This is a genomic window from Fructilactobacillus sp. Tb1 (assembly GCF_050500285.1).
Taxonomy (GTDB): domain Bacteria; phylum Bacillota; class Bacilli; order Lactobacillales; family Lactobacillaceae; genus Fructilactobacillus.
Genome location: NZ_CP191377.1, coordinates 392565 through 418033, shown reverse-complemented (window position 1 = coordinate 418033; position 25469 = coordinate 392565). Strand labels below are relative to the sequence as shown.

General features: G+C 36.3%; 25 protein-coding genes. 8 read left to right on the top strand and 17 right to left on the bottom strand.

The annotated features are described in order from the left end of the window. Positions 1-28: 28 nt before the first annotated feature. Both ACQW5G_RS02485 and rlmD read right to left on the bottom strand, forming a co-directional pair. Positions 29-463, bottom strand: coding sequence for a hypothetical protein (locus ACQW5G_RS02485; RefSeq protein ID WP_429971502.1), 435 nt, complete (start codon positions 461-463; stop codon positions 29-31). 12 nt (positions 464-475) lie between these two features. After that, a complete protein-coding gene (gene rlmD, locus ACQW5G_RS02480) occupies positions 476-1912 on the bottom strand; it encodes a 23S rRNA (uracil(1939)-C(5))-methyltransferase RlmD (RefSeq protein ID WP_429971501.1) in 1437 nt (478 codons plus the stop codon). 153 nt (positions 1913-2065) lie between these two features. On the opposite strand from rlmD, the gene ACQW5G_RS02475 reads away from it, so the two are divergent. The 3 genes from ACQW5G_RS02475 to ACQW5G_RS02465 all read left to right on the top strand — a co-directional run bounded on the left by ACQW5G_RS02475 (position 2066) and on the right by ACQW5G_RS02465 (position 4002). Beyond that, complete coding sequence (locus ACQW5G_RS02475) at positions 2066-2722, top strand: ABC transporter ATP-binding protein (RefSeq protein WP_429971500.1); 657 nt, start codon at positions 2066-2068, stop codon at positions 2720-2722. Then, positions 2715-3476: an ABC transporter permease gene (locus tag ACQW5G_RS02470; protein WP_429971499.1), complete on the top strand. Its 762-nt coding sequence runs from the start codon at positions 2715-2717 to the stop codon at positions 3474-3476. The genes ACQW5G_RS02475 and ACQW5G_RS02470 overlap by 8 nt, the downstream gene beginning before the upstream one ends. A 304-nt stretch (positions 3477-3780) precedes the next feature. Then, a complete protein-coding gene (locus ACQW5G_RS02465) occupies positions 3781-4002 on the top strand; it encodes a hypothetical protein (RefSeq protein WP_429971498.1) in 222 nt (73 codons plus the stop codon). Between the two features lie 39 nt (positions 4003-4041). Here ACQW5G_RS02465 and ACQW5G_RS02460 read toward each other — a convergent pair whose 3' ends face one another. The 11 genes from ACQW5G_RS02460 to ACQW5G_RS02410 all read right to left on the bottom strand — a co-directional run bounded on the left by ACQW5G_RS02460 (position 4042) and on the right by ACQW5G_RS02410 (position 15784). Next, on the bottom strand, positions 4042-4872 hold the full coding sequence (locus ACQW5G_RS02460; protein ID WP_429971497.1) for a hypothetical protein: 831 nt from the start codon (positions 4870-4872) through the stop codon (positions 4042-4044). Continuing rightward, positions 4862-5206, bottom strand: a complete 345-nt coding sequence (locus ACQW5G_RS02455) for a PadR family transcriptional regulator (RefSeq protein ID WP_429971496.1) — start codon at positions 5204-5206, stop codon at positions 4862-4864. The genes ACQW5G_RS02460 and ACQW5G_RS02455 overlap by 11 nt, the downstream gene beginning before the upstream one ends. A 230-nt stretch (positions 5207-5436) precedes the next feature. Further along, complete coding sequence (locus ACQW5G_RS02450; RefSeq protein ID WP_429971495.1) at positions 5437-6366, bottom strand: NADP-dependent oxidoreductase; 930 nt, start codon at positions 6364-6366, stop codon at positions 5437-5439. A gap of 86 nt (positions 6367-6452) precedes the next feature. Then, positions 6453-7382, bottom strand: a complete 930-nt coding sequence (locus tag ACQW5G_RS02445; protein ID WP_429971494.1) for an ABC transporter ATP-binding protein — start codon at positions 7380-7382, stop codon at positions 6453-6455. After that, on the bottom strand, positions 7375-8427 hold the full coding sequence (locus ACQW5G_RS02440; RefSeq protein WP_429971493.1) for an ABC transporter ATP-binding protein: 1053 nt from the start codon (positions 8425-8427) through the stop codon (positions 7375-7377). The genes ACQW5G_RS02445 and ACQW5G_RS02440 overlap by 8 nt, the downstream gene beginning before the upstream one ends. An 11-nt stretch (positions 8428-8438) precedes the next feature. Then, a complete protein-coding gene (locus ACQW5G_RS02435) occupies positions 8439-9458 on the bottom strand; it encodes an ABC transporter permease (RefSeq protein WP_429971492.1) in 1020 nt (339 codons plus the stop codon). Then, on the bottom strand, positions 9458-10390 hold the full coding sequence (opp3b, locus tag ACQW5G_RS02430; protein ID WP_429971491.1) for an oligopeptide ABC transporter permease: 933 nt from the start codon (positions 10388-10390) through the stop codon (positions 9458-9460). Before opp3b ends, ACQW5G_RS02435 begins: the two co-directional genes overlap by 1 nt. Positions 10391-10402: 12 nt before the next feature. Continuing rightward, entirely contained in the window at positions 10403-12058 is a 1656-nt protein-coding gene (locus ACQW5G_RS02425; RefSeq protein WP_429971490.1) for a peptide ABC transporter substrate-binding protein, read from the bottom strand. A 240-nt stretch (positions 12059-12298) separates the two neighbouring features. Next, the gene (locus ACQW5G_RS02420; protein ID WP_429971489.1) at positions 12299-13711 is read right to left on the bottom strand and encodes an amino acid permease; all 1413 of its coding nucleotides are present in this window, start codon (positions 13709-13711) and stop codon (positions 12299-12301) included. 194 nt (positions 13712-13905) lie between these two features. Beyond that, the gene (locus ACQW5G_RS02415; protein ID WP_429971870.1) at positions 13906-14706 is read right to left on the bottom strand and encodes a fructose permease; all 801 of its coding nucleotides are present in this window, start codon (positions 14704-14706) and stop codon (positions 13906-13908) included. Between the two features lie 64 nt (positions 14707-14770). Beyond that, positions 14771-15784, bottom strand: coding sequence for a zinc-dependent alcohol dehydrogenase family protein (locus ACQW5G_RS02410; protein ID WP_429971869.1), 1014 nt, complete (start codon positions 15782-15784; stop codon positions 14771-14773). A gap of 366 nt (positions 15785-16150) precedes the next feature. Between ACQW5G_RS02410 and rbsK the strand changes: the two genes are divergently transcribed. The 4 genes from rbsK (at position 16151) to ACQW5G_RS02390 (ending at position 19902) form a co-directional block, all read left to right on the top strand. Further along, on the top strand, positions 16151-17785 hold the full coding sequence (gene rbsK / locus ACQW5G_RS02405; RefSeq protein WP_429971488.1) for a ribokinase: 1635 nt from the start codon (positions 16151-16153) through the stop codon (positions 17783-17785). Positions 17786-17825: 40 nt separating this feature from the next. Continuing rightward, a complete protein-coding gene (locus ACQW5G_RS02400) occupies positions 17826-18074 on the top strand; it encodes a hypothetical protein (protein WP_429971487.1) in 249 nt (82 codons plus the stop codon). 138 nt (positions 18075-18212) lie between these two features. Then, a complete protein-coding gene (locus ACQW5G_RS02395) occupies positions 18213-19409 on the top strand; it encodes an ammonium transporter (protein WP_429971486.1) in 1197 nt (398 codons plus the stop codon). A 1-nt stretch (position 19410) separates the two neighbouring features. After that, complete coding sequence (locus ACQW5G_RS02390) at positions 19411-19902, top strand: N-acetyltransferase family protein (protein WP_429971485.1); 492 nt, start codon at positions 19411-19413, stop codon at positions 19900-19902. Positions 19903-19951: 49 nt separating this feature from the next. On the opposite strand, the gene map is transcribed toward ACQW5G_RS02390, so the two are convergent. The 3 genes from map to ACQW5G_RS02375 all read right to left on the bottom strand — a co-directional run bounded on the left by map (position 19952) and on the right by ACQW5G_RS02375 (position 22361). Continuing rightward, complete coding sequence (gene map / locus ACQW5G_RS02385; protein WP_429971484.1) at positions 19952-20749, bottom strand: type I methionyl aminopeptidase; 798 nt, start codon at positions 20747-20749, stop codon at positions 19952-19954. Between the two features lie 88 nt (positions 20750-20837). After that, entirely contained in the window at positions 20838-21683 is an 846-nt protein-coding gene (locus ACQW5G_RS02380; protein WP_429971483.1) for a DegV family protein, read from the bottom strand. Positions 21684-21848: 165 nt separating this feature from the next. Continuing rightward, on the bottom strand, positions 21849-22361 hold the full coding sequence (locus ACQW5G_RS02375) for a hypothetical protein (protein ID WP_429971482.1): 513 nt from the start codon (positions 22359-22361) through the stop codon (positions 21849-21851). Between the two features lie 160 nt (positions 22362-22521). On the opposite strand from ACQW5G_RS02375, the gene ACQW5G_RS02370 reads away from it, so the two are divergent. Next, positions 22522-23466 carry an alpha/beta hydrolase gene (locus ACQW5G_RS02370; protein WP_429971481.1) on the top strand — a complete coding sequence of 315 codons (945 nt, stop codon included), beginning with the start codon at positions 22522-22524 and terminating at the stop codon, positions 23464-23466. A gap of 39 nt (positions 23467-23505) precedes the next feature. On the opposite strand, the gene ACQW5G_RS02365 is transcribed toward ACQW5G_RS02370, so the two are convergent. After that, positions 23506-25425 (bottom strand): M13 family metallopeptidase, encoded by a 1920-nt coding sequence (locus tag ACQW5G_RS02365; RefSeq protein ID WP_429971480.1) that lies wholly within the window; start codon positions 25423-25425, stop codon positions 23506-23508. Positions 25426-25469 lie beyond the last annotated feature (44 nt).

The window sequence follows — 25469 nt, the reverse complement described above, 5'->3', positions numbered from 1 at the left end:
AAATCCTCTTCAAACGAAGAGGATTTTTTTATTTGGTTATTTTTTTGAAATAATGATTTTTAAATAATAAGTTTTTAGAATTTTCATTTTCTGGAATGTAGCCTTTGTTTTGAAGATGTCTAAAATACATTAAATTGTAGATGGCACCCCAAAGAATTTCAAAGAATAATCCTAGTGATTTAAATGAAGCTGATAAGTCCATTCCAGTTATATAGGTTAATAACATGGCAAAAAATGATTCAACTCCTACCATACAAGCCAGATTATACCAATCAGCTCGCATAATTGCAGGTAGAATTCCAAAGAAGAGGGAAGTATAAGAAAATCCCACTTTGTTAATCTTTACATTTCCTTGTGCGTTTACAACTACAGCATAGTTAGGTGGCAAAAACGGAAAGATTTGATTTTGTTGATCTTCGTCTTTATCTTTATCATCATTATTCCCGTTGAAAAATGGATTCATAAAATGTCTCTCCTATTTTTTAAGGGTGAATTTAACGACAACTTCGACATGCGGTGTTTGTGGCATCATATCAACCGGTTGTAAATAATCAACGTTGTAAGACTTAGTTAATTGAACTAAGTTTTGCGCTAAAGTTGATTGGTTACATGATACGTAAACGAATTTTTCAGGACGAGTTTGTAGGATAGTATCGATTAACGCTTGATCGAGACCAACACGAGGTGGATCAACTACCAAAGCAGTTGGACGCCAACCAGATGCCATCCATTGGGGAAGAATATCTTCTGCTTTACCGTAGAAATATTCTGCATTATCAATGTGATTGATTTTAGCGTTTTCGTTAGCATCAGCAATTGCTTCTTCAACTGTATCCATCCCACGAACTTCAGCGACTTGATCAGCTAAAGTTAATCCAATAGTTCCAACCCCTGAATAAGCATCAACTAAGTAGTCATCTGCATCAAGGTCTAGGGCTTCACCAGCTAAATGATAAAGTTTTGGAGTCATGATTGAATTTAATTGTAAGAAGGCACGAGGTGATAAATCAAATGCTAAGCCATCAATTTTTTCGGTAATGGTTTCGTTACCAGCCAAATGAACTGTCTTTTCTCCCCAAATAAGGGGAGTGTCACCGGGATTGATGTTTTGCATAATTGAAGTAACTTCTGGAAGTTCTTCGGCAATTCGCATAATTAATTTTTGTTTCTTTAATAATTTAGGTGAATTGGTAATGAAGACAACTTGCACGTCGTTAGTGTTTAAAGCAGCACGCACAACGATGGTTTTCAAAATACCAGAATGAGTCTTTTCATCATAAGTTGGAATTTCAAAATCTTCAACCATGTCAACTACGGCCCGCATAACTTTCATTGTAATAGGGTATTGAACGGAACAAGTTTGCATATTAACAACTTCATGTGTTCCTTCTTTATAGAGTCCGGCGATTACATAGCCGTCTTCATTAGTTCGAACTTGGAAAGCAGCCTTATTACGGTATTCATATGGGTTTTCCATTCCAATTGTAGGACGAACATCATATTTTTCGTAACCACGGGGGTGGAAGCGGCTGAGGGCTTGTTTGACTAAGTCACGTTTGAATTTGAGTTGTTGACTGTATTCCAAGTCTTCCAGTTCAAAGCCACCAACTTCACCAGCGTAGGCATCACGTGGTTCAACTCTGAATTTACTCTTCTTATCGATTTGAACGACCTTAGCCCGAAGAAATTTAGGTTGAATATCAGTGATATCAGCTTGGACTACTTCGGTTGGAAGAGCACCTGGAATAAAGATTAATTTACGACGGTAATATCCAACCCCTTCACCGTTAATTCCAAGGCGTTTGATTGTAACTGTAACCCGTTGATTTAATTCAACGTGCACATTATTATTTTTGCGATTGTTGCTAAAATTACGTCGGTTAGGACGATAATTGTTTTTTTCGTTTCTCATTGGAGCTCCTTTACTTGCTTCTATTAGTATAATTATAGCATGATAACAGCAAACCCCGTTAATTCAAGATTTCACCTAGGCAAATCGGGAAAATTTTTACAGATTTCAAATATAGCGTATAATCATATTGTGATTATAGATAGGAGAAGATAAATGCCACAGTTAGAAACTAAAAAACTTTGCTACGATATCGATCAACGTCAGATTTTAAAAGACATTGATTTTGCTATCGAGAAAGCTGATATTGTTACCATTACTGGACCTTCAGGTAGTGGTAAATCAACTTTTGTGAAGCTCTTAGCTTCATTGCTTACCCCAACTTCTGGTGCAGTGTACTTTGAAGGAAAAAACGTTAAGGACCTTAATGCGGTTTCATACCGGAGAAAAGTTTCTTATGCCGTTCAACAACCAACGTTATTTGGTGATACTGTGCGAGAAAACTTGGAGTTTCCGTACCAAATTCGGAAGAAACCATTTGATGAACAACATGCGATTAAGGCGCTTCAAACAGTCGACTTAGGTGCAGCTGATTTAGATCGCCAAGTAACTAGTTTGTCAGGGGGAGAAAAACAACGGGTTGCTTTATTACGTAACGTAATGTTCGTTCCAGATGTGCTCATTCTTGATGAAGTTACCACTGGTTTGGATCCTGCTAGTAAGGAAAGTGTTCATAAAATGATTGATTACTTTAATGCCAAACACGATGTAACAGTTATTATGATTACTCATGATGAAGAAGAGATTCGTTTATCTAAACATCTTTATAATATTACTGCTGGACAAATGACGGAGGTACGCGACGATGCATAATTTAATCGTTTCTAATACGGCTTTAGCTCTTACAGGAGTATTTGTACTATTTGCGCTTTGGATTGGATATAAACAAGATTTAGGAATTGCTAAATCATTAATTATTGCGACGATTCGTTGTGTGGTTCAACTTTTCATTGTTGGATATGTTTTGAAATATGTGTTCAAAGTCGATAACTGGTTCTTAACAATTGCTTTGATTGCTATCATTATCTTTAATGGTGCTTACAATGCCAAAGGAAGAAGTAATGGACTTGCTCATGCATTCCAAATTTCATTAACAGCGATTGCCACTAGTACAATTGTAATTTTACTAGTGCTAGTGCTTGATGGTTCCGTTAAATTTATTCCATCACAAATTATTCCATTGACCGGGATGATTGTTAGTAATTCGATGGTTGCGATGGGTCTTTGTTTTAGAACTATGACCTCAATGTTTAAAGATCGTCGGAGTCAAGTGATGGAAATGCTTGCTTTAGGAGCAACTCCCATGATGGCAAGTAAGAATATCATCCGTGATTCAATTAAAACTGGTTTACAACCAACCATTGATACTGCGAAGACAGTTGGATTGGTGGCTTTACCTGGTATGATGTCAGGAATGATTTTTGCTGGGGCAGATCCAGTATTAGCTATTAAATATCAAATTATGGTAACTTTTATGTTACTAGGGATTACTTCAATCAGTTCAATTATTGGCTGTTACATGGGCTATAAGAGTTTCTTTAATCGCTATGCTCAATTAGTTAGATAAAATAAAATGACATCCGTTAAAAAGCGGATGTCATTTTTAGTAGTTATTTTTTAAGCAATTTAAACAGTTCGACAGAGGTCCCTGGTTTAGTGAAGAAACCGTGACGAACTTCAGTGTTTAAGTATGATTTGATGAATAATGCTAGTCTCATAATCGGACCTCCTAAATGATTTAATTGCAGCTATTTCTTTCTGCAACAGTATATTAACACCTAATGTAACCGTTTACAATGGTTTGAATCGCTTTTTTGGGGATATGTTAAAATTGATAAAATAATATTGTTTTATCAATTTAGGAGAAATTTATGTTAAAGAATTTATCAATTGTTTCAATTTTAGTAACTATTGGATGTTGGTCAACTGCTATTTATACTTTTTGGAAAGCTGCTACAGATGATAAGTTGACTTCATTATTACCAGTTGTCGCTTATAACAGTCCACAGGGAATATTTGGTTGGTCAATCTCATTAGCTTTTATTTTATCTGGTGTAAGTTTGGCACTAGTGATTGTTGCAAAAATTAAATAAAACAAAAACAGCAAATCTTATTGGATTTGCTGTTTTTTCTTAATCTCTTTTACTAGATATAAAAGCAAATATCATATTAATAACTGACCAAATTACTAGAATTGCAATGGTAATATTTGTTGATAAACTTTGACCAGATTTAGTATCAATTAAATAAGATCCTTGAATAGTTCTAGTGTAGATTGCAAATATTAGAATGATAAAAATCAAACTAAAAATGGACCAATTAACTGCGGTTTTATTTCTTTTAAAAATGAAAAAGTAGATTAAATATCCTAGTAAGCACATTGATAATATAGTGATTCCAGTCATACCAGTTAATCTAAAAATTAAATATGTATGAATATGTGTTAATAATATAATGGTTGGAAAAACTATTATTGCCATTTCAATTAATAAAGTTGAAATATGAAGCATTGATGCTATGGTGCTAATTTTTTTAATGATTAGTATTCTGGATGTGATGAAAAACAAAATAACGCCAGTAACAACAGTAATTAATATTGTACCCACATCAATTGGTTTATTATAGTTAACCACTGATGGAAGAAGAAACATAAAAAGAAAAATTGATAGGTAATAAAGAGCACCTTTTACAGTTGTCATAATACTAATATTATTTTCTTTTAAAATCCTATTACCGACCATTTGTGGATTTTCTCCAAAATATGTCTTGGCGCTAATTCCATCATTTTGTGCATCGATAATATCCTGTAAAATATTCAATAACATAGATTCACCATCATGTTCATTAACGGAAAAACTTCTAAGTCGAATATATACTAATAATTCTGTGTAATATTTATTATTTTCCGGATTGAGCTGCTTGCGTAGTTGATTGTTGAGTTGGATAATTTCGTTAGTTTTCATTATTCTGCCCTTCGTCAATTAGTTTAGTAACTGTATTCTGTAAAATGTGCCATTGATCAATAAACTCTGATTTAGATTTAGTTCCTTCAGGTGTTACATAATAGTACTTTCGGTCAGGTCCTTTCTCAGAAATTTTCAGTTTGCTTTTTATCAATCCTTGTCTTTCCATCGTGGCTAATAGGGGATAGATAGTTCCTTTAGGTATGGTTTCTAATCCATATTTATTCATCTCCTGGCTAATTCCATAACCATAGTTAGGTTTCTTTTCTAAAATCATCAACATGATTCCTTTGAGAATTCCCTTTAACATCTGGCTAGAAACGTCTGATGCCATGCAATCACCACCTTCATCTAGTTTGTTTTGCATATTAGTAGTATAAAGCAAACCCACTAGCTTGTAAAACATAATAGTGGAACATAAAAAATACCCACCAGCTAATGCTAGTAGGTATTTTTTATATATTATTGGTCCACCACAAACCGGTAATATAATTGCCTTTATAATGTTAGTCCTAGTTCCAGTGCTTATCAATAGATTAAGTCACAAGTTCATTATAATTATTTTTACTTACTAAAGTCAACAATCAACTTACCAACTGCGTGATGTGATTGACTAGTTTCGATGGCTTCACGCACACCGTCCACAGAGAATGGAAAGGTTTTATCAATCACAACTTTAGTTTTACCAAGGGCGATACTATCAACCATTGGTTGTAAATCAAGGTGATTAAAATCAGCACTTTCGTCCATCACACGAAGGTGTTTTTCTTTTGCTAATTCATTAGGTTGAGCACCAAGGACAGAGACTAAACGACCGTAAGGTTTCAAAACTTCAAAGTCTTCAGCCACAGTATCGCCACCAATGGTATCAAACACAACGTCCATATCTGATAAGACATCCGTAATCTTAGTTGTATGGTAGTCGATTACTTCATCAGCACCTAAAGATTTAAGTAAGTCAGCGTTTTTAGCGCTAGCAGTGGTATAAACTTTTGCACCAATTTGATGAAGAATTTGAATTCCAAAAGTACCGAGGCCACCAGCACCACCTTGAATTAAGACTTTTTCGTTAGGTTGAACGTGGGCATGATTAAAGATTCCTTGCCAAATGGTCATAGAAGCTTCTGGAACCCCAGCAGCTGTAGTGAAATCAACATTATCAGGTAATAAAGCCATTTTCTTGGGATCTGCGGCAATGTATTCAGCAGAAGCACCAGTTAATGTAAAACCAACTACACGATCACCAGCGGCAAATTCTTGCACATTAGCACCAACTGCAACGACGACACCTGCGAAGTCAGAATCCATAATGATTGGTAACTTGAGTTTGAGCCATGCTTTAACAGAACCAGTCGCAATTTTCCAATCAAATGGATTAATTCCAACCGCTTTAGTTTCCACTAAAACTTGATCATCATTAATTTGGGGTTTAGTTGCATCTAATTCAACGATGTTTTCTGGACCACCATATTCTTTAATACCAATTGCTTTCATTATAATAATCTCCTTTATATTTTATTGATTAAGGCAATTCTACAATAAAAAAAGCCGAGATTCTAAAATCTCGACTTAAAACTAATTTAGTTTTTGAATGATGCAGCAGTAGCTTCATCACAGTATAAGAAGTGTCCGGGAAGTACTTCTCGAAGAGCTTCTCCTTCTTTGAAAGGGTTACTGTGATCAAAAGTTTTAATTTTGTGGTTTCTTTCCAAATCAGGATCAGGAATCGGAACAGCTGAAAGTAAACTTTGAGTATAAGGGTGAAGAGGGTTGTTATAAACTTCTTCAGTGTCTGATAATTCAACAATTTTACCCTTATAAAGAACAGCAATTCGATCACTAATGTATTTAACCATTGATAAATCATGGGCAATAAATAGGTAAGTGAGTCCTTTTTCTTCTTGGATATCTTGTAATAAGTTAACCACTTGGGCTTGAATAGAAACATCAAGGGCAGAAATAGGTTCATCAGCAATGATAAATGAAGGTTGAACAGCTAACGCACGGGCAATCCCAATCCGTTGACGTTGTCCACCAGAGAATTCGTGAGGGTAACGGTTCGCAAATTCAGGGTTTAAGTTAACTTGCTTAAGTAATGAGCGGACTTGACGGTCACGGTCTTCACTATTTTTAGCTAAACCATGAATGTCAATTCCTTCAGCAATGATATCTTTAACCTTCATCCGAGGGTCTAATGAGGCATAAGGATCTTGGAAGATCATTTGCATGTTCTTTCTAAAGTCCTTTAATTCGTTCTTTTTAAGCTTGGCAACGTTCTTACCTTCGAAGTCAATTTCTCCGCTGGTAGGATCGTAAAGACGAATGATACTGCGTCCAGTAGTAGTTTTACCAGAACCAGATTCACCAACTAAACCTAAAGTTTCACCTTCATAAATATCGAATGAGATGTCATCAACAGCTTTAACTTCATCTTTTTTACCAACGTTAAAGTATTGTTTTAGGTTACGAACCTTAACTGCTACTTTACGGGGTTCTTTTTCATTAGCCATCGTTTTCACCTCCTGCTGGTTTGTATTTCTTTTGACGATTTTGAATTGATAGGGGAGGCACAACTTCTGGTGCACGAGGGTCTAATAACCAAGTTGCAGCATAATGTGTGTCAGTAACCTTAAAGTAAGGTGGTTGTAAACGAGTATCAATTGCCATTGCGTATTCGTTACGTGGAGCAAATGCATCACCCTTAGGTGGGTTGATTAAGTTTGCTGGGGTACCAGGAATAGCTTTGAGTCGTTTACCTTTAATGTCTAAAGTAGGCATTGAATCCAATAATCCCCAAGTGTATGGGTGTTTTGGATCGTAGTAAATTTCATCAGTAGTTCCGTATTCAATAATCTTACCGGCATACATAACCGCAACCCGGTCAGCAATCCCAGCCACAACACCTAAGTCATGAGTAATGAAGATGATTGAAGTACCAATTTTCTTTTGTAAATCTTTTAATAAAGCGATGATTTGAGCTTGAACAGTAACATCCAAAGCAGTAGTAGGTTCATCAGCAATTAAAATTTCTGGGTTATCGATGATTGCCATCGCAATAACGATCCGTTGACGTTGTCCACCAGAGAATTGGTGAGGGTAGTCGCCCAGCCGGTTTTTAGCGTTTGGAATACCTACTAATTCAAGTACTTCTTGAGCACGTTTCATAGCTTCAGCGTGATCAGCATCTTTATGCACGAGTAATGGTTCAGCAACTTGTTTTCCAATTGGCATAGTAGGATCAAGTGAAGTCATCGGATCTTGGAAAATCATAGAGATATCTTTTCCACGAATTTGATCCATGTCTTTCGGGGCTAATTTAAGTAAATCTTGACCACGAAATTTAATGGTACCACCAGTTACAATAGCGTTTTTAGCGTAAAGTTGGATCACGCTACGGACAGTAACTGATTTACCAGAACCAGATTCACCAACAAGGGCTAAAGTTTCACCTTTGTATAGGTCAAAACTTACGTCACGAATGGCATGAACGGTTCCGTTTAAGGTTGTAAAATCGACACGTAAATCTTTAACTTCTAAAACTTTATCTGTCATCATGGTCCTCCTTTCTAATCAGATTGGGGATCGAATGCATCGCGCATTCCATCACCGACTAAGTTGGTAGTAATCATAATCAAACTCAAGATGAGAGCTGGAATCCACATTTGGTAAGGCAAGAAGTGGAAAGCTTTTTGACCATCGTTCATCAAAGTACCAAGTGAAGCATTTGGTGCAGGAATACCAATCCCGATGAAACTTAAGAAAGCTTCAAAGAAGATTGCAGTAGGGATTGAGAACATTGTTTGAATAATGATAGTTGAACTAAGGTTAGGAATTAAATGCTTTGTAGCAATCTTCCATTTTGATTCACCTAAAGTTTCTGAAGCAAGGACGTATTCGTTTTCTTTAAGTTTGAATACTTGAGCTCTAATCAAACGAGCCATTGTGATCCATCCAGTGAAGGCGATGGCAATGATGATTGATGTCAAACCTGGTTTCAAAACAACAAGAAGAAGGATAACGATGATTAGATCAGGAACAGATGAGATGATTTCGATGATACGTTGTAAGAAAGTATCAGTTCTTTCACTAGCTAAACCTGAAACTAGACCATAAGGAACCCCGATTAATAAATCAAGTAAGGTGGCAACCATGGCAACGATGATTGATAAACGAGTTCCAGAAAGGATTCTTGAGAACAAGTCACGACCAAGGTAATCAGTACCAAAGACATAGTAAGTACCATCTGGAACGTGAGCAGCCTTGTAAGCATCAATGGTATGACCACCAACGTGTTGGATTCCATTCATACCAGGAATGTTTAAGGTACCTAGTTTAGGGGGGAGGTTAGCAAATAATACGTGTTGAGCATTAGGATCAGTTGGAACGAATGCTGGGCCAAGGAAGGCAACCAGAATGATGAAAATTAAGATGATGGCAGAGACCATCGCAATTTTATTGTGGAAGAAACGCCGTCTAACATCTTGGAAGTAAGTTCTTGAAGTACCAAAGGCCTCAGTCGGGATATTTGATAAATCATTACTGAGATATTGGAACTCTGTTTCTTGAGCTGGTAACTTATCACTCATTATGCTTTTCCTCCTTTTCCTAATCTAATTCGTGGATCGATAACCCCATAAAGAATATCGACTACCAAGATGATAACAACCATCAAGAGTGAATAGAATAAAGTTAATCCCATGATGGTAGGGTAATCATTAGTTAAAATTGATTGAACGAATTGATCACCAATTCCAGGAATTGAGAAGATTGATTCGACCACCATTGAACCAGTCATGATTGAAACAGCCATTGGACCAACAACTGTGATGATTGGAATTAATGAGTTACGTAGCGCATGTTTAGTGATTACTTGCCAAGTGGCGTCACCTTTAGCTTTCGCTAATTCGATGTAATCACTACTTAATACATCAACCATTTCAGTTCTCATGTAACGTGCAATACTTGCGAGTGGGAAAGCTGTCAACGCTATGGTTGGCAAGATTGATGAACTAAATCCGTGCCATAAAGCAACGGGGAACCATTGAAGTTTGTATCCCAAGTAGTATTGAAGCAAGATTGCTAACACGAAACTGGGGATTGAGATTCCTAAAATTGAAACGATAGTTGCTAAAGCATCTACCCAGGTATTTTTCTTAATGGCAGCGATACTACCAAGAATAATTCCAAGTAAACTACCAAGTATCATGGCTTGTAACCCAAGTTGCATTGATGGTCCGATATGGTCACCAATTAATTGAGTAACGGGTTGATTGTTAAATTGGAAAGATGTGCCTAAGTCACCGTGAAGTAGGCCACCTAGGTATTTGAAGTATTGAACGTATTCTGGTTTATCAAAACCATACTTATGATTCATTACGGTTAATTGTGCTGGACTCATCTTGGCTTGGTTAGTGTAAGGAGTACCAGGTAAGGCCTTCATCATGAAGAATGTAATAGAGGCGATAATCAATAATGTTAAAAATAAGTAGCATAGACGTTTAAGAATATATTTTGTCATTATTTGCCTCCGTTATTTGTTAGTTTTGTAAACAGCGCCCATGTCGTACATACCAGTTGGGGTACTAGTGAACCCTTTAACGTCTGGTTTAGTTAAAGCAGCGCTGTTGTCTTGGTAAGTAGTGATAACACCTTGTTCTTTAGTAAGAATGTCTTGAGCTTGAATCATATCTTGCCAACGAGCTTGAGGATCATTAGCATCAGTAGTTTCTGCCTTCTTGACTAACGCATCATATTGCTTGTTTGACCAACTCCCATCATTGTTGGAGTTACCAGTAGTAAACAAATCTAAGAAGTTAGTTGGATCAGGATAGTCAGCCATCCAAGAACCTGTAATCATATCAAATGATTTGTTGGCTTGTCTTTGCATACGGGTCTTAAATGGCACACTACTAATTGTCATATGGAACCCAGGTAAGTCTTTTTCCATGTTACTTTGGAGGTATTCGGCCACTTTCTTAGTAGTATCAGTGTTATCAGCGGTAAGCGTGACATTGATTTCCTTTTGCCCAGTTTCTTTCAAACCTTCAAGCCAAATTTGTTTAGCTTTTTCGGGATTGTATTCGGTGTATTTACGATCAGCTACAATAGCAGGTTCGTTAGTGAAGTCTGTTCCAGTAGTTGGGTTTTTACTCATATTAGAAGGAGTTAGTTGATGAGCTGGAAGACCAGTTTTACCCAAAATATTATTGCTTGTTTCATTACGGTTTATTGTTAATGACAACGCTTGACGAAGTTTTGCATTCTTGAAGTAAGGGTGTGTTTTTTCATTCATTTCCAAGAAAGAAGTTGAATTTTGTGGAGTAGTTTTGAAATCCTTGTTGTGTGAAAGCTGACGAGCAGAGTCACCACTTAAGTCTTGATAACGATCAAGTACCTTAGTGTCATACAAATTCAATCCCGTATTGGGATCAGCAATGTAATAGTACTTAAGTTGGTTAAGCTTCACGTTCTTAGCGTTCCAGTATGAGTTATTTTTAACTTCATGCCATTCCGTATCTCCAACTTTCCAGTTTTCGAGTTTGAAGGGTCCGTTAAAGATCATACCTTTACTTGTAAGACCATATTTATCGCCTAAAGTAGCGACGGTCTTTTGGTTGATTGGGAGAAATTGACTACCAGTAACCAAAGTATTGAAGTAAGGAATAGGGTGTTCCAATGTAATTTGAAGTTTGTATTTTCCTAAGGCTTTAATGCCCAGAGTATCGGGAGCTTTTTTACCAGCTACGATGGCATCAGCATTTTTAATCCCACTGTATATGTATGAATATTGAGAACCAGTCTTAGGATCGACAATCCGACGCCAAGCATACACGAAATCATTAGCAGTCACAGGATCGCCGTTCGACCATTTGGTGTGTTTCAAAGCAATCGTGTATTTTTTACCGCCATCGGTTGGCTTAGCGATACTTTTGGCAACCCCAGGTTCGAGCTTCTTGCCAGTAAAACGATAAAGACCTTCCATGGTATTGAACAAGTTTTGGGCACCGTACATATCAGTGTTTAAACTTGAATCCATGGTATTGATAGTTGAACCAGCACTAACAGATACAGTCTTGTCTTTTTGAGCACTACTATCGTGCTTTTGGGCTCCACACCCAGTTAGTACGAGGGCAGATACCCCAATAATTGCAAATGAAAGTAACTTGCTATGACGTAAGTTTTTCATTGGGACACCTCCATAAAATTTAAAAACTTAAGTTTTTTATAATGATAATCTTTATTTTTTATAAAGTAAATAACAAATCTTAATAATTTAGTAGTTTTATTAGTACTTCTTAGCAGAAAAGTGAACGTGTCAGATAACATTACACCAAACATTCACTTTAAATACGAACAATACTATAATGGTAAATTTATAAGAATAAAAAAAGAACTAGATCAATTTGATCTAATCCTTTTACATAATTTATTTGTTTAAAACTGAGTGTTTCCGGCTGTAACCAAAGTATAAGGTCATTCCTAGTGCTAACCAGATGATGAAACGAACCCAAGTTTCCCAGTTCAATCCAGCTACTAAAGTTAAACAAAAGAGAATTGCCATAATTGGTGTGAATGGTACCAGTGGGGCTTTGAAGCCACGTTTAGCTTTCGGTTGAGTGTATCTCATTACTAAGATTCCCAATGCCACTAATATAAAGGCAGAAAGCGTACCAATGTTTACTAATTCTGACAGAATGTTCAAGTTAATAAATCCACCAGCTAATGCAGTAATAATTCCAAAGAACCAAGTTCCAAGGACTGGAGTTTGACTTTTTTTGTTAACTTTACTGAACATTTTAGGAAATAATCCATCACGTGCCATTGAGTAACTGGTCCGTGATTGACCATAAAGCATAACGAGAATAACTGTTGTCATTCCTACTACAGCACCTAAAGCAACAATTGCTGATAACCAACCTTGACCAGTAGCAGCTAAAACAGCTAGCACTGGAGCATTAAGGTATTGAGCGAAAACAGTATATTTAACAACTCCGGTCATAATCAAAGTCATGATTACATAAAGAATGGTAGAGATGAATAATGATAGTAAGATTCCCCGGGGTAATGTTTTACTAGGATTGATTGTTTCTTCAGCACTTGATGAAACTGAATCAAAGCCGATGAAGGCGAAGAAGACGATTGAAGCAGCAGGGATAATTCCAGCTGCAGAACCATTGTGTGATGAGTACCAGTCAAATGGGCTGAATGGTTTCCAGTTACCAACTTTGACAAACCAAACTGTGAAAATGATAAACAAGATGATAACCGCTAGCTTGATAATTACCATGATACTGTTCAAACGTTTAGTTTCGTTGATTCCTAATGAAATAACCCATGTAATGATAATTACGATTAAGAATGCCGGAAGGTTAAAAATAGTGTGCACGCCAGGAGTAGTTCCTGCGGCAGCCGTTAGCACCGTTGGAATATGAATCCCGATATTCTCTAGGATACTAACAAAATACCCGGACCAACCAACAGAAACGGTAGCAGCAGCTAATGCATATTCCAAGATTAAATCCCAGCCGATGATGAAAGCAACAAACTCTCCAAAGGCAATGAATGAATATGTGTATGCAGATCCTGCTACTGGAGCCATTGATGCAAATTCAGCATAACAGAGCCCGGCAAATCCACAACAGATAGCTGCAATTAAGAATGAGATTGCAAGGGCAGGGCCAGCAGTTAAAGCTCCCTTACCAGTTAAAACAAAGATCCCAGTACCAATAATGGCACCGATTCCTAAAAATGTGAGATCCCAAGTTTTTAAAGTTCTCTTTAAAGGTGTGGCTTGATCTAAAAGACCACTAATATCTTTCTTTCTAAATAAAGATTTCATTTTTATTCCTCCTTTGTTTTCTAAAAATAAAATTTTTAAAAATATACCATGGATAAATAATAAGTGTCAACATACCTTATACGAATGTTCATGTTACAAAAACAGACATCCTAGGAACTTAAAACTCAGTCTTTATATAGAAGAAAAAAATAGAACGTAACTCGTAAAAGTTACGTTCTATCGAATAATATTAATTATTTGTTTGCATCACGTTCAGCATCTTTAGCTTTAATATCTTCATCAATATCTTCAGATACGTTTGAACCATCACTGCTAGCAGTTTCTGGTGTAACGTCTAAAGCTTGATGTTTCAATTTAGGAAAGACAACTTTATCAGATGCTCCAGTAATTCCACCTTGGAATAAGAAAGCAAAGATAGTTCCTAATCCGTAGTTAGTAAATTGACGAGTAATAGCTAATGCAATCACACCCATGATGGTAGGTGGAATGTATGAAAGCCACATCGCTTTGTTAGCATTACCTTTACAGTATTTGAAACGAAGGATTTGCATTAAATCATCAGCAGGGTGCAATACAAGATTTACACGTTGGTAAATTGAGATGGCAACAGCGATGAAAGCAACTCCAAGGAAGTTAAGAAGAACATAGAAGATAATCATCATCCAGTTATGAGCAACTGGAAGGTTAATGATTGGGTTCATTGCAATTCCGAAAATCTTACCTGGAATGAATAAGTTATTGAAGAATTGAATCAAGAATGAGAAAGGTACCATGAAAATTAAGTTTCCAATGGCACGACCCCAATCCCAATGACCCAATAAGATTGCGTTAAGAATTGTGATAGCAACCCCGGCGCCTAAGAAGATTGTAAATAGGTCAACATGTAATGCAATACCTAAGTTAGCTTCTGCGGCAGTCCAATAAGCGGAACCTAAGAATGAAGATCCAACTTTAACACTTGTAACAAGTGTTAGAACGTTACCTAACGCATTGATAAGTAATGAAAATACAAAGTATGCGATAGAAACTTTCATTGAAATAGTACGAGGTGTTTTTTTTGTTTTAGTAGCCAATAAAAAATTTCTCCTCGTTTAAAGCTTATTTAAGGTCAGGGTTAACAGCAACAACTGTTTTACCTACTTTAGGAGTAGTGTGGTTAAGAACACCTTCAACTTCATCAAGGCTGATAACATTTGCTTGGAATGGTGTGATATCTACGGCACCAGATTCTAATAATGCAAGTGTATCTTCGAAAGAATTAGGGTTAATCATTGAACCTTTAACAGTTAATTGTTTCTTGAAGATTTCGTAAGTGTTCATTGAGAAAGTTTGACCAGGTGCACCAACACCAAACATCATAACTTGAGCACCCTTGTTAGTGTGTTTAACAGCAGCTTCTTGTGTTTCAGGAGTACCAACAGCTTCGATAACGATATCGTAGTTGCTAGGAATTTCTTCTTTAGTTGTGTTAACAACGTGGTTTAAGTTTAATTGTTTTTGTTCTTGGGCAAGTAAGTCATCATGACGACCAGTCATAGTGATATCTTGAACACCGTAAGCTCTTAATAATTGAGCAAAGATCTTAGCCATGTAACCATCACCAATGATAAGTGCATTCATATGTGGTTGGATGTTATCCATGATGTGCATAGTGTGAACACCACATGAGATTGGTTCCATTGAACAAGCTTCTTTAAGTGATACTGAATCAGGAATATGGTATACAACAGTGTCAGGAGCAGTGAAGTATTGTTCTAGACCACCATCACGAGTAACACCAACAGCTGATAAGTTATCACATTCTTCAAATAAACCGATGTGACAGTAGAAACATTTACCACAGTAGATGTTAGGGTCAACAGAAACACGGTCGCCTTCTTTGAAGTTAGTTACATCTTTACCAACAGCTTTAACAACACCTGAGTTTTCGTGTCCTAAAACGATTGGAGGAACAGCATCTGCTGAACCTGGAAGTCCATTGAATAATGCGTTATCAGTACCACAGATACCTGCGTATGCAGTTTCAATTAATACTTCGTTGTCTTTTGGAGTTGGAATTTCGCGTTCTTCCATCTTCATTTCTTGCTTGCCAGTCATTACTAAAGCTTTCATTTTATCAGCCATAATAAATCTCCTTTATAATTTATAGTTACGGTTGTAACAAGTTGAAACAAAACAATGAAACCTATGTATGACACTTTTTCGTTTTGCATTTCTTGTCGTCTACATGTACTAATGTAAGCGATTTACATCACTATTGCAAGGGGTTTAGCTCAATTAATATTTATTTCACAAACTGGCATTCGGTGGGTTTTATGTTAAAAGCCTATCCTAGCAGCAAATAAATCAATTATATAATGTACAAACTTAATTTATTTTTTCACAATCTTTAATGAATTTAAAAAAAGCGAGCATGTAATCGCTTACATATCGGATTGAAAGAGTTATAATGTAATTGTAAATGAGGAGGTAATAATTATGACCAAAAAAATTGTTGTAGTTGGATCTACTAATGTAGATAAAGTTTTAAATGTTGAAAAATATGCTCTACCCGGTGAAACATTGGCAATTAATACATACCAACAATCACATGGTGGTGGTAAAGGTGCAAACCAAGCAATTGCGGCAGCTCGTTCTGGAGCTGATACAACCTTTATTACCAAACTAGGTAATGATGATGATGCCAAAATGATGGTTCAAGGATTTAAAGACGATGGAATGCATGTCGATGACTTGATCACTACTAATGATCAAGAAACTGGTAAAGCTTACATCACCGTTGACAAATCTGGACAAAATTCAATTTACGTATATGGTGGCGCTAATATGTCTATGACACCAGAAGATGTTGATGCCCATAAAGACGCTATCGTTAATGCTGATCGTATAATTGCACAATTGGAAATTCCAATTCCAGCTATCATTGAAGCCTTTAAAATTGCAAAAGCTAATGGTGTTCAAACTATTTTAAACCCAGCTCCTGCAAAACAACTCCCTGAAGAATTATTAAAATTAACTGATATTATTACACCAAATGAATCTGAAGCTGCTACTTTAACTGATATTGAGGTTAAAAGTGAAGTTTCAATGCTTGATAATGCCATGTACTTCTTTAAAAAAGGCATTAAGATGGTCATTATTACAGTTGGTGGACGTGGTGCATTCTTTGCTACTCCAAGTGATCATGCCTTAATTCCACCATTCCCAGCAAAAGTTGTTGATACGACTGCCGCTGGTGATACATTCATTGGTTCATTAGCATCACAACTTGACCTTGATTTATCAAATATTCGTCAAGCTATGTTATATGCTAGCCATGCATCATCATTGACGATTCAAGTAGCTGGAGCTCAAAATTCAATTCCAACACGTGAAGAAATCTTGAACGTCATTCATAAAGATAGTATCACTAAAGAAGAAATTGAAAAACAAAAAGCTCAAGCAGCTGCTTATGCTGCAACACTTGTTCCTGATCACATTGTATTAGGACTTGGTTCTGGAACTACTTCTGCCTACTTTGTTAAAGCTATTAACAAACGAATTAATGAAGAAAAGTTAGATATTCAATGTGTGGCAACCTCAGTTGGAACCGAAAAGTTAGCTGAAAGCTTAGGCATGAAGATGCTCGATGTTAATACCATTGACCAAGTTGATTTAACTGTTGATGGTGCTGACGTGGTTGATAAGAAGCTTAACGGGATTAAAGGTGGGGGAGCTGCCTTACTCTTTGAAAAACTAGTTGCCGATATGTCTAAGAAGAATATTTGGATTGTTGATCAAAGCAAGTACACAGATTCCTTAGGTGGTCACATTGTACCAGTTGAAGTTATTCCGTTTGGTGGAATGGGTGTCTTCCGTTACTTGAAAGACAATGGTTACAAACCAGAATTTAGATTCAAAGATAATGGTGACATTCTTGAAACAGATTCTGGTAACTACTTAATTAATATGACAATTCCGAAAGACGCTAATTTGGAAAAATTATCAGAAGACTTGAAGAAACGTACCGGAGTAGTCGAACACGGATTATTCCTTAACGTTTGTGACGAATTAATTATTGGTGGAGACAAAATTAAGACAATTAAGAGATCAGAACTTAAGGATAATGAATAAAGTTGTGGTACAGTAAAAGAAAACATTGGAGGTAATTATTATGGAAAAAGTTGCAATTAAACGTATCGTGGTTGGATTAATTCCTTTCACAGTTGATAATTCAGAAGTAGTTTACGAAAATGGTCAAGGTGTCTTAGATTCAAACGATGATATTCTTATGGGATACATTCGTGATAGTAAAAAGATTTACGTAGTTAAGGATAACGACGAACAAGTTAAACTTGATTACAAAGTTGATGTTGCTGGCAAACGTGTTTTAATTAACAATCCAGCTTCTGAATTAGCTTAATTAATAATTAGAAAAAATCGTATTTTCTTCGGAAAATGCGATTTTTTTAGTTCATGTAACAATAACTAACATCAAACCTACACAACTAAAAAAGAGACGCCTATACTTGCTACATTAATTGATTAAGGGGAGATTTTCATGGCAACTAACATCGCGTTTGTATTTATTTGTGCAGTACTAGTGTTCTTTATGACACCAGGGTTATCATTCTTTTATGGAGGAATGGTCCCAAAGAAACAAGTTAACAATACTTTAATGTCAGTATTCATCATGTGTAGTATTCCAGTCTTACTTTGGGTGATTTGTGGTTATTCACTTTCATTCTCAGGAAACAACTGGAACTTAATTGGGGACTTCCATAACTTTATGTTACATAACATTAACATGGGAGCTGCTTCATCATTAACTGATGGAAAAATTAACAATGTCACGTTTGTTATTTTCCAAATGATGTTTGCCATCATTACACCAGCTTTGTTCGTTGGAGCAATTGTTGGGCGGATGGACTTTAAATTCTTGATTTCATTTGTTGTTCTTTGGTCAATCTTCGTTTACTACCCAATGGTTCACATGGTTTGGGGTGGTGGATTCTTACAAGGACTTGGTGCTTTAGATTTCGCCGGTGGATTAGTAGTTCACATTAACTCAGGGGTGACAGCTTTAGTATTAGCCTGGTTCCTTGGACCTCGTTTGGTAAAAGAAAACGCTAGTCCAGCTAACCTAAGTTGGGTTGTACTTGGTACATCAATGCTTTGGGTTGGTTGGTACGGATTTAACGCTGGATCAGCACTTGGAATTAACACAATTGCTATGACAGCAATGCTTACAACTACAATTGCAACCGCAACTGCTATGTTAGTTTGGATTGTACTTGATGTAATCTTTAAAAAGAATGCTTCATTATTAGGAATCTGTTCTGGTGCTGTTTGTGGATTAGTTGCCATTACTCCAGCTTGTGGATACGTAACAGTTGGTGGATCAATGATCATCGGATTAGTTGCAACCCTTGCAAGTTACCTCTTTATTAACAAAATCAAACCAATTATTAAAATTGATGATACTTTAGATGCCTTTGGATGTCACGGGGTTGCCGGAATCGTTGGTAGTATTCTAACCGGATTATTTGCTAGTAAGGCAGTTAACCCAACTATCAGTGAAAGTGGACTCTTTGAAGGTGGTTCATGGCACTTATTAGGCGTTCAACTGGGTGCAACGTTATTCACAGTTATCTTTACGGTAGTTGTTGTATCAATCATCATCATTGTACTTAAGAGTGTGATGAGAATGAGAATTTCAAAAGCAGAAGAAAAACTTCGTGAAATTGTGGAGGACTAAGATGACCGAATTCGAATTAGCAAGTGAAATGGATTTACCACGAATCGTGGATATTTATAATCAAGCAATTCCAGGTCGATTAGCTACGGCTGATACAGAACCAATTACGGTAGCAAGCCGTGAAGAATGGTTTCAAGCTTTTACCCCAGATCATTATCCAATTTGGTTAATGAAAATCAATGGAAAAATTGCAGGTTGGGTATCATTAGAAGCTTTTTATGGTCGTCCGGCTTATGGAAAAACTGCTGAGATTTCAATTTATATTGATAGTAATTTTCAACATCAAGGATTAGGGCAACAAGCGTTAACCTTCGTTGAATCACAGTTACCAAAAATTGGAATTACGACCATTGTGGCCTTCATCTTTGCCCATAATGTGCCTAGTCAAGGACTATTTAAGAAAAATGGTTTCCAAAAGTGGGCGCATTTACCTGACGTTGCCATTATGGATGGTAATTCATATAGTTTAGATATTCTCGGTAAAAAATATTAGTTAACAAAAAAGAGTTCGATGAATTTTTCATCGAGCTCTTTTAATTTGGTTATTTATTTAAATATTTAGCGTCTGCTTCAGGATCTTGAGAAGTTAAAATCTTAGGACCATCGTTAGTGATTGCTAAAGTATGTTCATATTGAGCTGAAAGAGAACCGTCAGCTGTAACATAATATGTCCAGTCATCTTTTTTATCGTAACGATCTTTGATTTCCCAAGTACCAAGGGTAACCATTGGTTCAATGGTAATTGTCATACCAGGACGTAAACGAAGTCCTTGACCTTTTTCACCATAAGCAGGAACTGCTGGATCCTCATGAATAGAAGGTTGGATACCATGTCCGATTAAATCACGAACGTCACCCATCCCGTTTTCATCTTCAACGTATTCTTGAATAGCAGCACCAATATCACCAATACGGTTACCAACTTGGGCTTGTTCAATACCTTTGTAAAGAGCTTTCTTAGTAACTTCCATTAACTTTTTAGCTTCTGGTGAAACTTCACCAACCGCATAAGTCCAACAAGAATCACTTTCGAAACCGTCTTTGTTAACACACATGTCAACTTTAACGACGTCACCTTTTTTAAGCTTTAAGCCTTTACGAGGAATTCCGTGGGCAACTTCGTCGTTAATTGAGATACAAGTCCCAAATTTGTAGCCATCGAATCCTTTTTCGGATGGGGTAGCACCATGATCAGTAATGTATTTGTCAGCATATTCTTCAATTTTCCAAGTATCAAGACCTGGTTTGATAAGGTCGCGTAAACCTTTGTGAACTCCAGCTAAAATAGCGCCAGATTCAGCCATCATTTTAATTTCACGATCTGATTTTAATGTAATCAAGTGAATTTCTCCTTTAAATAATGATTTGTTTCTTATATACCTAATATATCACTATTTAAGGGGTAAACGACCATTAAACGACTCTAAATTAATATTGATCGTTGTAGATAATTGCGAAACCAGCAGGACCAGCATGGGGCATCAAAGAAGGGCTAGCATAACTGATAACCGTGTTGATATCTGGACGGGCTTCGAGAATTTCAGCTGAGATGCGGTGAACTTCGGTATCATCATCAACGAAGGGTAATCCAACATCTTTGATATTCGGATTAGCAATGATATCCGCAACTACTTGATCTTCTACTTTACGCATTTGTTTTTTACCACGACATTTGTGTTTAAATTGTAAATCGTTGTTTTCCAAAAGGAGAACGGGTTTTAATTTAATGACGGATGCGATGAAACCACTTGCTTTGCTAGCACGTCCACCTTTAACTAAATAATCTAAATTGTTAATAAAAAGAAACAACTTAGTGTTTTTAGCTAACTCTGTGATACGTTGTTCGATAGTTTCGATATCAGCGCCAGCTTCAGCGAGTTGGGCAGCTTTTAAAACTAGGAAAGCAGTTCCACGGACAGCTGAGCCACCATTAATAGCAACGATTTTGTTAGGAAATTGTTGCGCAGCGACTGCAGCAGTACTGCTAGTTCCACTTAAGACACTTCCAATATGGATTGAAACAATTTGAGCATCTGGATCTTCATCAATAATTGATTGATAAGTATTAACAAAATCACCCATGGTAGGTTGACTAGTAGTAGGAAACTCTTTTTTAGTGGCCAAAATTTCAGAAAATTCTTTTGAACTCATATCAATTTGATCTTTGTAAGTCTTTCCTTCAAAAAGGACTTGTAAAGAAACTGGATGGATATGATGTTGTTGGATTTCTTCTGGAGTTAATTGCGTAGTTGTATCAGTAACGATGTGGATCATAAAAAGTCTCCTTAATTAGACATGATTAGTTAATTCTAATTATATAGGTTGAATTGAAAAAATTATGTAACAATTTAGTAGTATCAATAAAAATCCAACTATAAAGGCATTCTGAAAGATATTTCAACGTTACAAATTTGAAAATTTGTAAAATAAAAAGAAGCACTAGTCTTCTTCTGATTTATTATTTGGGTTTAAATGTTTAGTTAAACCCTTGATAAAACGAACTTTGTGTTTATCACTACAAAGATAATCTACGTAACGGTTACCAGTGAAAAAGACAATTGCAACAATTAGTAAAGTTGCCCAACCAGCTAAATGGTCTAATTCGAATTTTTCACAGATTTCATAGGTTGAAGTAATCGCATGCAAAAATCCAGCGTAAGAAACAAAATACCATGCAAAAGCTTTATTGTAAAAACTATAGAAATTATTGATATCAACTTCATTGGCTGATAAACGTTCAAATTGCTTGTGAGCAGTTACTTTGTAGTGGTGAAACAAAAGTGGTGGAAATAACCAATAGAAGAACGGAACTTTCTTCTTTTTACTAGTGCTACTTTGATATTTAGCAAAGATCGTACTGGATTCCATTAATTCCATTTTTCCTTGATAAAGGGGGAAAATAAAAAGTAACCAATCAGCAAAAAAAGCACATAAGATCGTGAATTTTTCCATAACGCAAACTCCTTTAAATTGTTTTATACCTTTATTAAAGTTGATTTTTCCTTGAAATGCAATTAAGTTTTCGTTAATCAGTTCACTATCAATTGGTTTAGATATGGTATGATAGAAGCTGACGAAGTCTCTAAAACAAACTTAAAAAGGTGATAATTAATTGAGTAAAATATTTAACAAAAAGGATTTTTTTGTCCTAATTGTCGGAATTTTGGCTGTAATTATCGGATTCGTTTACATACAATTTGGTGTCGGTGATGGCCATGAAATTGGAAGTGGTAATTCACAACAACCAATAATCTTTGTTTCCGATCAAAATAAGACCTCAAGTGCGGCCCAGCACTTAGTAACTACCACTAGTCGTTCTGGTGGATCAGTTGCAATGCATGTTGATGTATACAATGATGGCACGATTAAATATCTTGCTAACAAAAACGTCAAACGTGCTAAGCAACCAATTATTGAAGTTAGTTTTAGTGATCGTACTAATACTACTAAGCAACAAGCAGCAAAACTACAAGAAGTATTTTCTCATTTGAATCATAAATATGGTTATACAACATATGATGCTATTGGATTTGGATCTGGTGCTTTGGCTGTTTATTATAATGCCATTAATTATGGTGTGAAGAAAAATAAAATGACTATGAGCCACTTTATTTCGATTGCAGGACCATATAAAGGGGTTATGCCAGATAATCATAACAATAATGATCGACGTCCTGGACAACCCGCAGATCGTCCGCAAGGGCAACAGCCAAATACGCAGAATGGTGCCCCAGTTCATCAACCTGGGCAAATGCAACATCAAGCCATGACAAATCAACAACTTACGAATAGTCGTTTTCCTAGCTTTAGTGATTATCAGAAAAAAGCCAGTAATTTAGACGAAAATACTAAAGTGCTTAATATCTATGGTGTTTTGAATGCTAATGATAAATCAGATGGTCGTGTGACTGAACAATCAGCCACTGCTATCAAGAGTTTAGTTAAGTCAGGTAATTACCAATCACTTCGTTTGAGTGGTCCGTTTGCTTTACATTCTAATATTTTAGATAATCAAATTGCAGAACGACTAGTTAACCGTTTCTTATTCAATGATTAAAGCAAAAAACTCCCCATCATTATGATGAGGAGTTTTTGTTTACCAGATTTTTACTCGTTTAGCAGGGGCTAAATACATTTTGTCATTTTCAGTAACAGCAAAAGTTGAGTAGAAATCATCTAAGTTTTTCACTTGAACATTAGCACGTAATGGGGCAGGGGCATGAACATCAATTGATAATAATAGTTGTTGATATTCGGGAGTGGCTTTCATTCGCCAAATGCGTGACCAATTGATGAAGAAAGCAGCAAGGTCGACATCATCTTCCTTTTTAGCGGCTGCCTCAGCACAACTAAGTCCACCAGCATCAGCAATATTTTCAGAAACAGTCAATTTACCGTTTACTTTACCACCAGCAAATGGAAGATCATTAAATTCAGCAATCATTTGATCAGCAAGTTTTTGGAAGTGTTCATGATCGGCTTTAGTCCACCAGTTGTTAAGGTTCCCGAATTCATCAAACAATGATCCGTTGTTATCAAAGGCATGGGAAATTTCATGAGCAATGACTGCTCCAATTCCACCGTAATTAGCGCTAGAGCCTTGTTCTAAGCTATAAAATGGAGCTTGCAAGATAGCAGCAGGGAACACAATAATATTCTTAAATGGATGGTAATAGGCGTTTACAGTAGCTGCGCTCATTTCCCAACGTTCTCGTTCTACGGGTTTGTTCCATTTAGAAAAGGTGTCTTGGGTAGCGATTTTATCAAAATTCATGATATTTGCGACTAAAGATAAGTTTTCATCAACGTGAAATTTACTGTAAAGTGGATCAATCTTATCAGGGTAACCAACTTGGATCCCTAAACTAGTTAATTTCTTCACGGCCATTACTTTGGTTTCTTCACTAAGCCAATCGTTATTTTCTAACCGATCTTTGTAAACATCAATCATGGTTTCAACCATGTGATGAACATCAGCTTTGGCTTTTTCACCAAAGTATTTGTGGCCGTAATAGTCACCGACAACTTGATTAAAGGTGCCAGAAGCTAAGTAATAAGCAGCTTTAGTTTGGTTAGTAGCTTCTTTCTTTCCAGATAAAGCCCGACTATAGGTTCCCCCAACTTGACGGAATTCTTCACTAAGAACTGAAGAATAACCCTTAACTGTTTTAACTAACATCCAAGCCTTCATTAAATCAAAGTTTTCAGGGGTCATTAATTCACCTAAATGTTCGAAGTATTTAGGTTCTGTCACAATAATGGTATTTGGAACAGCACCAACGACTTGGTTAATGGCAGCTTTAAGATTAACCGCATGAGTTGAACTAGCTACTTCATCGGTCGTTTGTGGATTGTACATTTTACTGTAATCAGCTGATTCTTCAGCTGACTTAACGTTTGGCACGATTAACGCATCGAATTGCTTAGCTTGATCAACTGTTTTAACAGCTTTGTCATGATCATAACCAATCATTTCCAATAATTTAACGTTCATGTCAGTGAAAATTGGCATTAATTGGGCATAGGCTGGATTGTCTTTTTCGTAGTAAGTCTTGTCAGGCATAAAGAGGGCTGGACTACCAGCAAATAAAGCATTGAGTTTGGCATTCTTCATATCAGGATCAATATCAAAATTAAATGGAAGAGGTAGTCCACTTAACATCCAATCAGGAAGTTGATCATTTAAATCGTTGTAGTTGTGTAAGTTTTCAATACGTTCAACTAATGGCATCAAGGGTTTAGCACCATCAGCGTCTCGTTTCGCGAAGTCTTCAGCCATTTTGTAGAACTTAACGTATTCCTTTAATTCAGGGGTGTTGGCTGGCAAATCGCCGTCAGCTAACGCAGCTGAATCAGCCATCAAAGTTTTATCAATATCATCAACTAAATCCATAAAGCCACCTACGGAAGAATGGTCTCCAGGAATTGTAGCTTGTTTAATCCAAGCGCCATTAACGGCGTCGTATAAATCTTGTTTAATTTCATTGTGATTAACGGGAAATTTATCTTGTGTCATTACATTAATTCCTTTCATTTATTGTATTCAATAGTAACAAAAAA

What these genes read in the sequence shown, in the direction of transcription:
- ACQW5G_RS02485 (WP_429971502.1), bottom strand. Translation starts at nt 463, where the DNA reads ATGAATCCATTTTTCAACGGGAATAATGATGATAAAGATAAAGACGAA.
- rlmD (WP_429971501.1), bottom strand. Translation starts at nt 1,912, where the DNA reads ATGAGAAACGAAAAAAACAATTATCGTCCTAACCGACGTAATTTTAGC.
- ACQW5G_RS02475 (WP_429971500.1), top strand. Translation starts at nt 2,066, where the DNA reads ATGCCACAGTTAGAAACTAAAAAACTTTGCTACGATATCGATCAACGT.
- ACQW5G_RS02470 (WP_429971499.1), top strand. Translation starts at nt 2,715, where the DNA reads ATGCATAATTTAATCGTTTCTAATACGGCTTTAGCTCTTACAGGAGTA.
- ACQW5G_RS02465 (WP_429971498.1), top strand. Translation starts at nt 3,781, where the DNA reads ATGTTAAAGAATTTATCAATTGTTTCAATTTTAGTAACTATTGGATGT.
- ACQW5G_RS02460 (WP_429971497.1), bottom strand. Translation starts at nt 4,872, where the DNA reads ATGAAAACTAACGAAATTATCCAACTCAACAATCAACTACGCAAGCAG.
- ACQW5G_RS02455 (WP_429971496.1), bottom strand. Translation starts at nt 5,206, where the DNA reads ATGGCATCAGACGTTTCTAGCCAGATGTTAAAGGGAATTCTCAAAGGA.
- ACQW5G_RS02450 (WP_429971495.1), bottom strand. Translation starts at nt 6,366, where the DNA reads ATGAAAGCAATTGGTATTAAAGAATATGGTGGTCCAGAAAACATCGTT.
- ACQW5G_RS02445 (WP_429971494.1), bottom strand. Translation starts at nt 7,382, where the DNA reads ATGGCTAATGAAAAAGAACCCCGTAAAGTAGCAGTTAAGGTTCGTAAC.
- ACQW5G_RS02440 (WP_429971493.1), bottom strand. Translation starts at nt 8,427, where the DNA reads ATGATGACAGATAAAGTTTTAGAAGTTAAAGATTTACGTGTCGATTTT.
- ACQW5G_RS02435 (WP_429971492.1), bottom strand. Translation starts at nt 9,458, where the DNA reads ATGAGTGATAAGTTACCAGCTCAAGAAACAGAGTTCCAATATCTCAGT.
- opp3b (WP_429971491.1), bottom strand. Translation starts at nt 10,390, where the DNA reads ATGACAAAATATATTCTTAAACGTCTATGCTACTTATTTTTAACATTA.
- ACQW5G_RS02425 (WP_429971490.1), bottom strand. Translation starts at nt 12,058, where the DNA reads ATGAAAAACTTACGTCATAGCAAGTTACTTTCATTTGCAATTATTGGG.
- ACQW5G_RS02420 (WP_429971489.1), bottom strand. Translation starts at nt 13,711, where the DNA reads ATGAAATCTTTATTTAGAAAGAAAGATATTAGTGGTCTTTTAGATCAA.
- ACQW5G_RS02415 (WP_429971870.1), bottom strand. Translation starts at nt 14,706, where the DNA reads ATGAAAGTTTCTATCGCATACTTTGTATTTTCATTACTTATCAATGCG.
- ACQW5G_RS02410 (WP_429971869.1), bottom strand. Translation starts at nt 15,784, where the DNA reads ATGAAAGCTTTAGTAATGACTGGCAAGCAAGAAATGAAGATGGAAGAA.
- rbsK (WP_429971488.1), top strand. Translation starts at nt 16,151, where the DNA reads ATGACCAAAAAAATTGTTGTAGTTGGATCTACTAATGTAGATAAAGTT.
- ACQW5G_RS02400 (WP_429971487.1), top strand. Translation starts at nt 17,826, where the DNA reads ATGGAAAAAGTTGCAATTAAACGTATCGTGGTTGGATTAATTCCTTTC.
- ACQW5G_RS02395 (WP_429971486.1), top strand. Translation starts at nt 18,213, where the DNA reads ATGGCAACTAACATCGCGTTTGTATTTATTTGTGCAGTACTAGTGTTC.
- ACQW5G_RS02390 (WP_429971485.1), top strand. Translation starts at nt 19,411, where the DNA reads ATGACCGAATTCGAATTAGCAAGTGAAATGGATTTACCACGAATCGTG.
- ACQW5G_RS02380 (WP_429971483.1), bottom strand. Translation starts at nt 21,683, where the DNA reads ATGATCCACATCGTTACTGATACAACTACGCAATTAACTCCAGAAGAA.
- ACQW5G_RS02375 (WP_429971482.1), bottom strand. Translation starts at nt 22,361, where the DNA reads ATGGAAAAATTCACGATCTTATGTGCTTTTTTTGCTGATTGGTTACTT.
- ACQW5G_RS02365 (WP_429971480.1), bottom strand. Translation starts at nt 25,425, where the DNA reads ATGACACAAGATAAATTTCCCGTTAATCACAATGAAATTAAACAAGAT.